At 64.1% G+C, this 12,026-nt stretch carries 13 protein-coding genes; 4 read left to right on the forward strand and 9 right to left on the reverse strand.

Annotated elements, in window-relative coordinates; genetic code table 11:
* Nucleotides 1-123 precede the first annotated feature (123 nt).
* The 4 genes from ACH488_RS20525 to ACH488_RS20540 all read left to right on the forward strand — a co-directional run bounded on the left by ACH488_RS20525 (nucleotide 124) and on the right by ACH488_RS20540 (nucleotide 3,460).
* Nucleotides 124-1,317, forward strand: a complete 1,194-nt coding sequence (locus tag ACH488_RS20525) for an NAD(P) transhydrogenase subunit alpha (protein ID WP_397326424.1) — start codon at nucleotides 124-126, stop codon at nucleotides 1,315-1,317.
* Entirely contained in the window at nucleotides 1,317-1,658 is a 342-nt protein-coding gene (locus ACH488_RS20530; RefSeq protein WP_397326425.1) for an NAD(P) transhydrogenase subunit alpha, read from the forward strand. Before ACH488_RS20525 ends, ACH488_RS20530 begins: the two co-directional genes overlap by 1 nt.
* Nucleotides 1,655-3,028, forward strand: a complete 1,374-nt coding sequence (locus tag ACH488_RS20535) for an NAD(P)(+) transhydrogenase (Re/Si-specific) subunit beta (RefSeq protein ID WP_397326426.1) — start codon at nucleotides 1,655-1,657, stop codon at nucleotides 3,026-3,028. The genes ACH488_RS20530 and ACH488_RS20535 overlap by 4 nt, the downstream gene beginning before the upstream one ends.
* 84 nt (nucleotides 3,029-3,112) lie before the next feature.
* On the forward strand, nucleotides 3,113-3,460 hold the full coding sequence (locus tag ACH488_RS20540; protein WP_397326427.1) for a hypothetical protein: 348 nt from the start codon (nucleotides 3,113-3,115) through the stop codon (nucleotides 3,458-3,460).
* Nucleotides 3,461-3,503: 43 nt separating this feature from the next.
* Here the strand turns inward: ACH488_RS20540 and ACH488_RS20545 are convergent, their stop codons facing one another.
* The 9 genes from ACH488_RS20545 to ACH488_RS20585 all read right to left on the reverse strand — a co-directional run bounded on the left by ACH488_RS20545 (nucleotide 3,504) and on the right by ACH488_RS20585 (nucleotide 11,892).
* Nucleotides 3,504-4,229 (reverse strand): aspartate/glutamate racemase family protein, encoded by a 726-nt coding sequence (locus ACH488_RS20545; protein WP_397326428.1) that lies wholly within the window; start codon nucleotides 4,227-4,229, stop codon nucleotides 3,504-3,506.
* Nucleotides 4,230-4,239: 10 nt separating this feature from the next.
* The gene (locus ACH488_RS20550; RefSeq protein ID WP_397326429.1) at nucleotides 4,240-5,655 is read right to left on the reverse strand and encodes an amidohydrolase family protein; all 1,416 of its coding nucleotides are present in this window, start codon (nucleotides 5,653-5,655) and stop codon (nucleotides 4,240-4,242) included.
* A gap of 25 nt (nucleotides 5,656-5,680) precedes the next feature.
* On the reverse strand, nucleotides 5,681-6,508 hold the full coding sequence (locus ACH488_RS20555; protein ID WP_397326430.1) for an aspartate/glutamate racemase family protein: 828 nt from the start codon (nucleotides 6,506-6,508) through the stop codon (nucleotides 5,681-5,683).
* The gene (locus tag ACH488_RS20560) at nucleotides 6,505-7,194 is read right to left on the reverse strand and encodes a GntR family transcriptional regulator (RefSeq protein ID WP_397326431.1); all 690 of its coding nucleotides are present in this window, start codon (nucleotides 7,192-7,194) and stop codon (nucleotides 6,505-6,507) included. The genes ACH488_RS20555 and ACH488_RS20560 overlap by 4 nt, the downstream gene beginning before the upstream one ends.
* Nucleotides 7,195-7,292: 98 nt before the next feature.
* Nucleotides 7,293-8,633, reverse strand: a complete 1,341-nt coding sequence (locus tag ACH488_RS20565; protein ID WP_397326432.1) for an MFS transporter — start codon at nucleotides 8,631-8,633, stop codon at nucleotides 7,293-7,295.
* Between the two features lie 398 nt (nucleotides 8,634-9,031).
* Nucleotides 9,032-9,604: a hypothetical protein gene (locus tag ACH488_RS20570; protein WP_397326433.1), complete on the reverse strand. Its 573-nt coding sequence runs from the start codon at nucleotides 9,602-9,604 to the stop codon at nucleotides 9,032-9,034.
* 219 nt (nucleotides 9,605-9,823) lie between these two features.
* A complete protein-coding gene (locus ACH488_RS20575; RefSeq protein WP_397326434.1) occupies nucleotides 9,824-10,507 on the reverse strand; it encodes a DUF3800 domain-containing protein in 684 nt (227 codons plus the stop codon).
* Between the two features lie 246 nt (nucleotides 10,508-10,753).
* Nucleotides 10,754-11,203: a large conductance mechanosensitive channel protein MscL gene (gene mscL / locus ACH488_RS20580; protein WP_397326436.1), complete on the reverse strand. Its 450-nt coding sequence runs from the start codon at nucleotides 11,201-11,203 to the stop codon at nucleotides 10,754-10,756.
* Between the two features lie 440 nt (nucleotides 11,204-11,643).
* Complete coding sequence (locus ACH488_RS20585) at nucleotides 11,644-11,892, reverse strand: hypothetical protein (RefSeq protein ID WP_397326437.1); 249 nt, start codon at nucleotides 11,890-11,892, stop codon at nucleotides 11,644-11,646.
* Nucleotides 11,893-12,026 lie beyond the last annotated feature (134 nt).

The following is a 12,026-nucleotide window of genomic DNA, read 5'->3' on the forward strand; positions in this document are numbered from 1 at the left end:
CCAGCGGCGTGCGAATTCCAGAATTCGAACATTTTCAAACCTCCCCACGCCTACCGCCGCCCCTCCCACGTGCATAAACTCGTGGCAACTGAGTTCTGGGCCGGTTCCTGGAAGGGGTGGCGGGTGAAAGCAGGCATTGCACGCGAGACGCTCGACGGCGAGCGGCGGGTGGCGGCCACACCGGAAACGGTCAAGCAATTGGTGGCCTTGGGCCTGGCTGTGGAGGTCGAGTCAGGAGCCGGTGTCGCTTCCGGCCACAGCGACGATGACTACCGTTCCGCCGGCGCCACATTGGTTCCCTCCTTGGACCTGGGGACACTCGACATCTACTGCCACGTGCGCCCCTTGGACCCGGCGACGGCGGGAGGCCTCCGCCGTGGAACCGTCACCGTGGGGTTGGGGTCGCCGTCGTCGGAGTTGCCTACCGTCCGGGCACTCGCCGCAGGTGGCATCACTTCCTTTGCCCTGGAACTGGTTCCCCGTATTTCGCGGGCCCAGTCGATGGATGCGCTCACGTCCCAGGCGCTCGTGGCTGGGTACCGCTGCGTGCTGGAAGCTGCCATGCGCTTGCCCCGGTTCTTCCCGCTGTACATGACCGCCGCCGGGACCATCCCTCCCGCCCGCGTGCTGGTGCTTGGGGCCGGTGTGGCCGGATTGCAGGCCATCGGCACAGCCAAGCGGCTCGGAGCCCGGGTTTCGGCCAACGACATCCGTCCTGCGTCGGCCGACGAGGTCGCGTCCATGGGCGGAACCTTTATCAAACTCGACCTCGAAACGGCCGAAGCTTCCGGGGGATACGCCCGCGAACTCAGTGCGGACCGGGGTGCGTTGCAGCGCGCCTTGCTGACCCCGCACATTGCCCAGGCTGACGTGCTGATCACCACCGCGGCTGTCCCCGGTCGGAGGGCGCCTATGCTCGTCAGCCGGGACATGGTCCAGGGAATGCGTGCCGGTTCCGTGGTGGTGGACCTCGCGGCGGAGTCCGGAGGCAACGTCGAGGGCGTCATTCCAGGGCAGGACCTCCACATTCCAACCGCCGACGGCCAGGGCACTATCACCCTGGTGGGCCTCAAGGACCCCGCGTCCGCCATGCCTGCCGACGCGTCCCGGCTCTACGCCAAGAATGTCGCCAACCTGATTGCCCTGATGACCAAGGACGGCGTGGTTGCGCCCGACTTTTCCGATGAGGTGGTGGCGGGAACCTGTTTAACGCACGACGGCGTCATCCGGCACGCGCCCACGGCGGAGGCACTCGCTGCGCTCGCCGGAGAGACGGCTGCTGAAGCGTCAACCCACGGGACAGAAGGAGCGCATTGATGGATGGCATGAGCCTGCTGACAATCACCGTGCTGGCGGTCTTCGTAGGGTTCGAGGTGGTCTCCAAGGTTTCCAGTACCCTGCACACGCCGCTGATGTCCGGGGCGAACGCGATCCACGGGATCATCCTGGTGGGGGCGATCATTGTTGCCGGGCAGGCGTCCGAGCCGTGGGTCCTGGTGGTGGCACTCCTCGCGGTGGTCCTTGCGACGGCCAACCTCGTGGGTGGCTTCGTGGTGACCGACCGCATGCTGGAGATGTTCCGCGGAAGGCAGCGGCCGCCGTCGGACGTTAACTCCGGCGGCAAAGCGGGCCGGGCCGTTGAGGAGCGTGGCCGGTGACGCTCCTGGACCCCACCTGGACTGCGCTCCTCTATTTGGCTGCCGCGGCGTGCTTCATCCTTGCCCTCAAGGGGCTGAGTTCGCCGCGGACCGCCCGGCGCGGGAATCTCATCGGCGCGTTCGGAGCGCTGCTGGCGGTGGTGACCGTCTTTGCGTCTGTAAAACTGGACAACATCCCGTGGATTCTCGGCGCGATCGTGGTGGGTTCCGGGGTGGCTGCGCCCGTGGCCCGGCGGGTGCAGATGACGCAGATGCCGCAGCTCGTGGCGTTGTTCAACGGCGTTGGCGGCGGTGCCGCGGCGTTGGTCGCCCTGCTGGAACTGCCCCATACCGAGGATGCCTGGGTCAGGCTGGCCATCGTGTTCACCCTGCTGGTGGGTGCTGTTTCCTTCGCCGGTTCGGCAGTCACGTTCGCCAAGCTGCAGGGACTCATGACTACCCGGCCCGTGACGTTCCCTGGGCTGCCGGTGCTGATGGCTGTGGTGTTGCTGGCGGCTATCGCTGCTGGTGTGGTGGTGATTGCCAGTGGCGCGCCGGGGTGGGCGATTGTGCTGCTCGTGCTCGGGCTTGCGGTCGGTGTGCTGCTGGTTTTGCCGGTGGGCGGTGCCGATGTGCCGATCGTCATCTCGCTCCTGAACGCCTTCACCGGCCTGGCGGTGGCCGCCTCGGGACTGGTGCTGGGGAACGTGCTGTTGGTAGTCGCCGGAACCTTGGTGGGAGCCTCGGGCACCATCCTCACCAGGGCCATGGCAGCTGCGATGGGACGCAGCGTGGCCGGTATTCTGTTCGGCGCCTTTAAGGGAGGTTCGACGGCGGGATCCACCGCGGTGAGCGAGCGTCCGGTGCGCTCGTCCAGCGCAGAGGACGTGGCGGTGCTTCTGGGCTACGCGCAGCGGGTGATCATCGTTCCCGGCTATGGCTTGGCGGTCGCCCAAGGGCAGCACACGGCGGCCGAGCTTGCTCTGGCGTTGGAATCGCGCGGGACTGAAGTCGATTTCGCGATCCATCCCGTGGCCGGGCGCATGCCCGGGCACATGAACGTGCTGCTGGCCGAGGCGAATGTGCCGTACGAATCGTTGAAGGAAATGGGCGACATCAACTCGGAGTTCAAGACTGCCGACGTCGCGCTGGTGGTTGGCGCCAACGACGTGGTGAACCCTGCCGCGAAGACCACGTCCGGTTCGCCTATCTATGGCATGCCGATCCTGGAGGTCGCTGATGCCAGGCAAGTGGTGTTCCTCAAACGCTCCATGCGCCCCGGATTCGCAGGCATCGAGAACGACCTGCTGTATGAGCCTCAGACCACGCTGCTGTTCGGAGATGCGAAGGATTCGTTGACCAAAGTCCTCGGGGCGGTGAAGGCGCTGTAGCTCAGCGGCCTGGCCTTCACGGCCTCCAGCCGCGTCCTAGGCTGGGTGGATACCTGGCCTTTCAACTCCAAGTGAGGTTGCACAGTGACAGTGAAACTCAACAAGAAAGCCTTCGACCACGCCAAGAAGCTGATCCGGGACGGCAAGGTCGCCAAGGACGAGCGGGATGACTGGAGCGAGCACGCGCCGTCCACGAAGGAAGAGAACACGTTCCTGGAAAAACACGACTTCGCTGAGTACGGCATGTGGTACCTCGGCGTCGACGATGAGCATCCGGATGACCAGAAGGGCCACTACAAGTTCCCCATCGGCGACTTCAAGAAGATCCACCGCTGCGGGGTGATCTCGGCGGAAAGCCGCGCCGGCCAATACGACCACGACGACATCAGGGACGCCCTGGGCAAGTTGCTCGATCAGATCGATAAGGACTGAGCGTCTGCGGGCGATTCCGCGGACGCTCAGTCCGTGCTCCCAGCTAAGCCAGCAGCCGCCCCCACTTCGCATCCAGCAGGGGTGCGCCCGCCAGCTTCAGGGCGTGCCAGAGGGTGACCGCCACGGAATCGAGAACGGGTACTCCGGTGCGGGCCTCCACCTCCGCCGTGATGTTGGCTCCGTACAGATTTGTGCAGAGGTAAACCAGGGCGTCGGGATGGGCCGCAGCGAGTTCGAGCGAGCCCGGCAGCATCTCCGAGTCGGTCACCCGGGCAAATGACTCGTTGTCGCTGAGGTCCAGGTGCCGGTGGTCGATGGTCTTGATCCCCTCGCGCGCATAGGAAGCAATGACGGCGTCGTTCACGTCCGAGGTGTACGGCGTGAACAGCCCGATCCGCTCGGTTCCAAAAGCTTCAAATGCCGACAAGTAGGCAAGCGTTGAGGTGGTGGCGGGGATGCCGGTGGCTTCGGTGATCTCCTTGACGATAGCCTGATCGTGCGCGGCCCCCAGCCAGGATCCCGAGGTCCCGTTCCAGGCGATGACATCAACGTTGGCCGTCGCCAGGAGTTCGGCGGCGGCACGCATCACGGTTGAGTCGAACTGCTTGTCCGAGGAATCATCCAGGGCAATGCGTGTAACCGGGATGCGGGTGGAATGGATAGTGACGTCCCGCCGGTCGCCGAGGATCCGGTAGGTCTGCGGTTCCAGGCAGGTGTTGGAGGACGGAACGATCATGCCGATCCGGGTAGGGCGGTCGAGGGTAGGCATCGGGAAACTCCTAGGCAGAAACTGGTACGGGGATTGACTGGTGCGCCGTGAAGCCGTTCCGGGCGACGAAACGTCCCACGGGGCCGGGATCGTGGAAACCATCGGCGTCCAGGACCACGCGTCCGGAAGAAACCACGACGGCGGGCCAACCGTTCAGCGTCTTCCCCTCGAAAGGCGAGAAGTCAGTCCCCATGTGCAGCGCGCCGCCGTCGACCATTTGTTGGGTGGCGGGATCGAAAACGACAAGATCCGCGTCGAAGCCCTCCGCAACCGCACCCTTGAAAGGCAGCGCATTGATCCGGGCGGGCCCAGCGGAGAAGACCTCTACAAAGTCCTCCACCGAGCCCCCGGCCTCCGTGACCAGGGAGGTAAACGTGACGGGCATGCGGGTCTCGACGCCGGGCAGGCCGTGGGGCATGAAGCGGACGTCGTCGGTGCGCTCGCGTTTCTGCGAGAGGTCGTAGCAGGAATGGTCCGAGGACACGGTGTGGATGGCACCGGCCGTGAGGCGCTCCTTCAAGGCGGCTACGGTTTCGGCGCTGCGCATCGGCGGGCAGCACGCGTACCATTCCGGGAACGTCGAGCCGTACACGGTGTCGTCGAGCGTGAGGTAGTGCGGGCACGTCTCGGAGTAGGCTTGCAGGCCCCGCGAGCGTGCTTCGCTCACCAAATCAACGGCCCCGGGGGTGGACTGGTGCACGAAATACACGGGTGCCCCGGTGTACTCAGCCATGGCCAGGGTTTCCTTGACGGAGATCTCCTCGGCGAGCTCGGGCCGGGTCCGGTGCAGGTGTTCGATCCCGATGAGCCCGTCGGCCGCATGCTCTTCGGTGCAGTCGGTGATAATGGCGTCGTGCTCGGCGTGGATGTAGGTGAGCCCATCCAGCCGGACCATTTCCCGCATGACCTTCAGGATGGTGTCGTTGTCAGCCATCGTGGAGCCGCGGTTGGTGGTGTACATCTTCACGGAGCGAACACCCTCGGCGGCCAGTTGCTCCAATTGCCACGGTACGGTTTCGTCCCATGAGATCACGGAGCCGTGCAGGGCCACGTCGCAGCGGGATTCCTGGGCGAGCCGTTTCTTGTTGAGGACCGCATCGAGCGGGGTTTCCTGCGCATCGCGGGGGATGCCGAAATCGATGATGGTGGTGGTCCCGCCCCACAGCGCAGCGGTGGACGTGATGGCGTAATCGTCCAGGGTACGGAAGCGCCCGGTCACTTGGTCAACGTGGCAGTGTCCGTCCACGCCGCCGGGGATGACCAACTTGCCTGCCGCATCGACAGTCCGGGCAGCTGCGGGTACGGGTTCAGTGGCGTCGAGCAGGCCGGTGACTTTGCCGGCGTCGACGATTACGTGGGCGGCCTGCCGCCCGAAACTGTTCACCACCGTGCCGTTGGCGATCACGAGGTCTGGGAGTTGGGACATCGTCGTCCTCCTGTTCTGGGAAGTCTTAGGCTGTGGCGGACAACTGGGCCGACTGAGCGGCGGCCAGGGCCGCGTCGAGGTTTTCGGAGAGGCCGCGCCGGACCTTCACTGGCGGGGCCGCGAACGAACCGCCTCGGTGCGCGCCGGACTTCAGCGAAACGACGGCTTCGGTCATGCGGATGCCTGCCGAGATGCCGTCCACCACAGGAACCGGGATCTGGCCTTCAAGCTCGCGGGCGAGTCCGGCCAGCGGCGCGCCGGCCAGGATTACGACGTCGGCACCGTCCTCTGCGACGGCCTGCCGGCTCAGTGCAAGGAGGGTTTCCTTGAAGTCGGCCTGCACGGAGCCGATCGAGTTGAGGGATTGGTTGATGGAACGGATCGAAGCGAGCCGGCCACCGAAGCCGAAGCGTTCCACGCAGTCCCGGTACCACGCCTGGATGCGATCCGAGATGGCGATGATGGAGAAACGCTGGCCCTGCAACGCTGCGGCGCAGAGTGCGGCTTCGGTGATCCCGATGACCGGCACGTCCACCAATTCCTTGAGGGCAGGCATCCCGGGGTCACCGAAGGCGGCCACGACTATGCCGTCCACAGCGGAACCGGCAGCTGCGTCCGCGGCTGTAGTACCGCCGTCGTGCGCTGTTTCCGGAACGGAAGCGTATTCCGCGATCAGCTCCGCTACCGCTCCGGCGGCGATGAGCGACTCGAAGCGGGTCTCGATGTATTCCATCCCGTGCCCGGCAGTCCGGACGATCAGTTCAGTGCCGGCGCTCGCGGAGCGGAGTGCCTCGGCCTCGATGAGGGCTGTGACGTCGTCGCTGATGTTGGGGTTGATGACCAGGAGTTTCATGGTTTCTTCCGTGCTTTTCTGGGTTGGGGCTCGGTGGCGCTGTAGTCCTCCGGGAACTGCTCGCGGTACTTGCCAATGTGCGACGCCGATTGGGCGGCTGCGCGGTCGTCGTCGCCGCTGGCGATCGCTGCGTAGAGTTCGCGGTGTTCGCGGATCAGTTCGGGAAGGTCGCTGACGTGGCGGAACAGCCAGTGCATACGGCCTTGGAGGGGTTCGAGCGCGGAGCGAAGAAAGTCATTGTTGGCGATGCGGGTGATGGCATCGTGGAATTCGCTGTTGGCCCGGTGTGCTTCGAGGATGGATCCCTTGGCCAGGAAGTGTTCGGCCTGGTCCAGGAGGCCGGCGAGGTGCTGGAGGTCTTCGGCAGTGGCACGCTTCGCGGCGAGCCGGCACGCGAGGACTTCCAGGGATTGCCGGACGTCGAACAGGTCCTCCACGTCCTTGGGGCTCAGGCTGCTGACCTCGGTACCGCGACCGGAGCGGTCCCGGATGAGTCCTTCCTGGCGGAGCATCCGGAGGGCTTCGCGGATGGGGAGGCGGGAGACGTTGAATTCGGCGGCGAGGTCCCGCTCCACCAACCGGGTGCCGGGCGCATAGTGGCCTTCGAAAATCCGGGCACGGAGCGTGTCACGCACGGATTCCCGGAGGGGGCGGTCCGTGGTGTTCGTGTCTTCTGCAGTCAGCATGTCAGCTCCATTTCCGTGATGTGTAAGGCTATGCGCCCGGCCCGGCGGTGTCCGGCCTTGGGTGGTTCAGGACCCGCGGCCGGCCCGGCGAGTACGAGTCAGACCGGGAGTCGCTTGTTGTAATCCAGTGCCAGGACGGAGATGCCCATGATCACTGCCGATCCAACGAAGTACAGCAAAGCCCAGGTGTAGGAGCCCGTGGCCCCGACAATCAGGCCTACCACAATCGGGGTGATGAACCCGGCAATGTTGCCGCTGAAGTTCATGGCCCCGCCCAGGACACCGGCGTTGGTGCGGCCACCCAGGATGGACGGGATGGACCAGAAGAGGCCAACCCAGCGGAGGAAGAACAGCACTGCCGAGAGGAGCACGACGGCGGTGATCGGGTCCGGTACGACGGTAACGCCAACCAGACCGCCGACCACCACCAGGCTGGAGATGCCCAGCAGGGTCCGCATGACCTTGTTCGCCGAAGCACCGGAAGCACGCCACTTGTCCGCAATGGCACCGCCGAGGATTTCGCCGACGAACCCGGCGCCGAAGATCACGAACGTGGACCAGCCGATGGTCTTCAGATCGAAGCCCTTGGCTTGGGCCAGGTAGAGCGGACCCCAGGTGAGCAGGCCGTAGAACACGCCGTTGAAGCCAAGCCAACCGAAACACATGGCCCAGAAGGAACGGAATTTCAGGTAGGGGAGGAGCGCACGCTTGCCCTGGGCACCTTCGCGGGCGGCTTCGGCGTCTTCTTCGGCGTGCGAGGCCTCGATGTAGCTGGCCTCGGCGTCGTTGACGCCCTTGTGCTGGCGGGGGTTATCGCGGATGTACCACCAGACAGCCAGGCCCATGAGGACGGTTGCGGCACCGGCGATGATGAATGACATCCGCCAGCTGCCGGTTGAAGCGATCAGCCAGGTGATGAGGATTCCGCCCAAGCCGGCCCCGAGGGGAGCTCCGGCGTCGAGGATGGTGGCGCCGCGGCCGCGTTCCTTCCGGTGCATCCAGATGGCGTTGAGCTTGCCGCCGGCAGGCATGACGCCCGCTTCGGTAACGCCGATACCCAGCCGGGCAATGAACATGCTCAGGAATCCGCCGGCAAAACCAGAGGCCGCGGTGGCCGCGCCCCAGCCGACGCAGGAGGCCGTGACCACCTTGCGGGGGCCGAACTTGTCGATCAGCCAGCCAACCGGAATCTGCATGAGGGCGTACGTCCAGAAGAAGGCCGAGAGGAGCAGGCCCACCAGTTCAGGCGGGAGGTTGAATTCTTTTTGGATGATGGGGAGGGCTACGGAGATGGATCCGCGGTCGATGTAATTGACCGCCACCAGGACCAACAAGAGGATGAAGAGCTTCCAGCGGACGTTGGTGCGTCGCTGCACGCCGTCCTTGCCGGTTTTTTGGTCGCTGTCCTGGGTTGCCAGTTGCGTGTTTTCGAGAGACACAGCTTCTCCTTCAGTAGGAGTCAACGGGATGGGAATGTCTTTGGGGCTTTTCTTGGGGGGATGAGCCGGGCGGGATACCGCTGCAGCCTGACCCGTGCCGGCGGCAACTGTTGCGGTCCCTGCCCGTTGATGAGGTGGGGCCGCAGCCGGTGATGGATCTGCTTGGGATCCCGTTTTGGGATCCCAAAATCAAAGTTAGGTGTGACGGGAAGCACTGTCAAGAGATTTGGTATACAAATACTGCCAACGAATTGTGACTGAGTCTTGCCGCTCACGCTGAGCTACCTCCTGGACCGCCCTCGTTACGTGCGGAAACCCGGCGATTCAAGGGGATTCACCGGGTTCCGCTGAGCCGCCCGCGTGTCACGGCTTGCAGTCTTGGGATACCGCTAGTCCAGTCAGGTCTGACGAACCGCCGGACCGTATGCCAGGATTTCCGCGAGTTCAGCCAACCTGTACGCCCGCGCCGACTCCGCTGGCGTGAATGGCTCGCCGGGCCGGGAGAACACCAGCGGCCCGTGCCAGGCGGTGGGGATCTTCAGGATGTCCGCCGAACGTCCGGCGACGGCAGCCGGATCCGTAGCAGGATGATCCGGATCCGTGGGGACCACGCGGGTTTGCAGGGACCCGGGCTCGTCCCGCAGGAGGGTCCGGGCCCGCCATAGTGCGGGGGCGCTCTGCAGTCTGTGCCGGTGCTTGAGTGCCGGGGCATGGAGCCAGCGACGCAGGACCTTCGCCGCCGACGGTTCGGCCACCCAGATCACCAGGACTGTGGCCGTCACCGTGAGCAGCAGGACCTTGGCAACGTAGGGCAGGTGGGTTTCAACCACCGCTGCATGGACGAGGAGTTCGATGGGCAGCATGACGGCGATATTGGCCAGGGTGAGCCGGGCCTTGGGCGGTTCCGGCAGTTGACCACAGACCTCGCACAGGAGGTCCGCGGTGGCGGCAGAGCTCGCGTTGGGCTTCATGAACCCATGCTGACGGGTGCGTGTTTCGTCGGCGTTGCTGCTGTGTCACGGTCTTGCGCAGCGGAAGCGGTCGGCCTGGAACTTGTGAAACGACGCCTAAACCCTGGTGGACCGTCGTGATCGCGGAGCTTGGCGTTGGCAGGTTCTGGTGGTGGCGCGTATAGTAGGGATCGCAGACCCCCCCCGCACACGTGGATTAGGGGGTCTAGCTGTTTAACTCTATATTTCGCGTGGGAAACGGTCTGGATCTCTGACACTGAGGTACTTTTCGTACCATTCCCATGCGAACTCATTCCTGGCATGTTGGTCTATGCATGCATTCGCGCTCCAAGCCACCAGATCTGCCGTTTGCACGAGCTGGGAAGTTCGGGAGTCTATATGTATGGCATCCTCAATGACTCGTCTCTGCCGCAGTTGTAGCTTTCGGTGGGTGCTTCTATACGACGTGTCGCTCCCATCCCCGTCCATGAATACCATGGCAAGCGAGTTTGAGGCACTGAGTTCTTTTTCGAATCTCTCTACAAGTGCTGCGTACGCTTGTTGCTTGGTCCTGGCGAGGTCGCCTGGATCGCCCCGTCTGTAAACAGCCCCAAGGCGAAGGCCCTCCGTGCTTCGCAGGGTTTCGAGACATTCGACTGCGACTTCCCGCCCGAAGTCTTTCCAGTACTCGACGCCATCATGAACGTGGCGGTCGGGCATCCTCTTTGTTATTCGCCCGCGGCCGTTTACATACTCCGTCGTGTGCAGTTCCTGGGTAACGGGAATTCTGTGTTCCCGCCACAAACGCTTATGGTTTTGCAGCCAGCTGCTGAGGGCCGTGGGCCAATGATCGGGAGTGAACTCGACCCATCCGTAGACAACCAAGCCGGATTGTGGGTGGCCAGAGTCATCAACGTAGATCATCCGATTTAGAGGTGAGGGCACAGTTCACTTTACTCAGTGCTGAGAGTAAGCACGCAGTTATGGCCTGAATCAGCTCAAGCTTGGGTTTGCCCGAGGCGGACGGGGCCACCCAGGTCATCACCAGCCCGCAGTTATGCATGCTGCCGAGACTGGCCACGAAAACGCAGAAACCCGGCACCCTCCCATTGGGGGATGCCGGGTTTCGGGCGGATTGACCGCAACGACAGGGAGGCGCTGCGGGGCGTCCTAACGGACGGAATCGTCGTCCAGGTCGCGCTGCCCGCGGCCGTTGTTGGCGGCGGCTTCCTTGAGGAGGTCGCGGATCTCGGCCAGGAGCGCGGTGTCCGCCGGGATGGGCTCTTCTTCAGGCTCCTCGGTGGAGAGGCGGTCCTTGACCATGGCGTTGATCTTGTTCATAGGCGCCACGAAGATGAAGTAGACCACGGCGGCGGTGATGATGAACGTCACCAGGGCGGTGACCACAGCGCCGAAGTTCACGAAGGTGGCCTCGTTGTCGGCCCAGATCCGGAAGCCCAAGCCGTCGGCGTTCACACCGCCCGCAGCTGCGATGACGGGGTTGATGATGTTGTTGGTGAAGGCGGTAACCAGTGCGGTGAAGGCACTGCCGATGACGACGGCGATGGCCAGCTCGATCACGTTGCCGCGGAGTATGAAGTCCTTGAATCCCTTAAACATGGAAAGTCCTCTGATCGGTACGGTGCGTATGGCTCAAGCAGAGATCAAACTACCACTCGAGGGTATCAATGGGGCGATGCCGGTTGATCGCGAACCACGTAGTCCCACCGCCGCGCGTCCAAAAACATGAGTACCGACTACTCGTGCGCCGAGGGATAGTAAGCAACTTTACTAATCATGGCGGGACCGCACGCATGACGATCCGGCCATACCCCTCGTGGGAATGGCGGGTGGCATGCATTGGGCACCCGCTGGGGGTCCGGGCGTCGTTATCCCAGAGGCGGCGCCCGGCACTTCCTACTATCGCTGCCGCCACACCCGGCGGTCTCCGCCCCGGTCCAGCGGCCGGGGGGAGCGGACAGCGGGCGACGTCGGCACCCTGTTGGGTGCCGACGTCGTGGTTGCGCCGCGGTTGGCGCAGCACGCCTGTGCTAAATACGTCAGGCTGTGGCTGCCTCCAGGGCAGGTTCCTCCGCTGCGGTTGCCTTTCCACGATTAACCATGAGTGCCAGCAAGTCGAAGACGACTGTTGCGGCGGCCACGCTCGTGATGTCGGCGTGGTCGTAGGCGGGAGCCTGGGAGTGGCCATTACCGTCGCCGAACCGCAGCTTGAACTCACCCTGCTGGCTGGTGCCGGCGTGTCCGTTGCGGGCAAGAACTTCCAATGGCACCGTATCCGTGGCAGGCACGTGCTGACCATGCACGGCTAGCCTCCGGGAAAACACCCGCCCCTGTTGCCTCATTGCAATACCTCCGGGAAGACTGATTCGTTGCCTCATTGAAAAAGCTCCGGGAGGTTAGTACTTCCAGGCCCTGTTGACCG

Source organism: Paenarthrobacter sp. NPDC018779, from assembly GCF_044391085.1.
In the GTDB taxonomy this organism is placed as follows: domain Bacteria; phylum Actinomycetota; class Actinomycetes; order Actinomycetales; family Micrococcaceae; genus Arthrobacter.

Coding starts and splice junctions, on each gene's coding strand:
- ACH488_RS20530 (WP_397326425.1), top strand. CDS start 1,317: ATGGATGGCATGAGCCTGCTGACAATCACCGTGCTGGCGGTCTTCGTA.
- ACH488_RS20545 (WP_397326428.1), bottom strand. CDS start 4,229: ATGCCTACCCTCGACCGCCCTACCCGGATCGGCATGATCGTTCCGTCC.
- ACH488_RS20550 (WP_397326429.1), bottom strand. CDS start 5,655: ATGTCCCAACTCCCAGACCTCGTGATCGCCAACGGCACGGTGGTGAAC.
- ACH488_RS20555 (WP_397326430.1), bottom strand. CDS start 6,508: ATGAAACTCCTGGTCATCAACCCCAACATCAGCGACGACGTCACAGCC.
- ACH488_RS20560 (WP_397326431.1), bottom strand. CDS start 7,194: ATGCTGACTGCAGAAGACACGAACACCACGGACCGCCCCCTCCGGGAA.
- ACH488_RS20570 (WP_397326433.1), bottom strand. CDS start 9,604: ATGAAGCCCAACGCGAGCTCTGCCGCCACCGCGGACCTCCTGTGCGAG.
- ACH488_RS20575 (WP_397326434.1), bottom strand. CDS start 10,507: ATGATCTACGTTGATGACTCTGGCCACCCACAATCCGGCTTGGTTGTC.
- mscL (WP_397326436.1), bottom strand. CDS start 11,203: ATGTTTAAGGGATTCAAGGACTTCATACTCCGCGGCAACGTGATCGAG.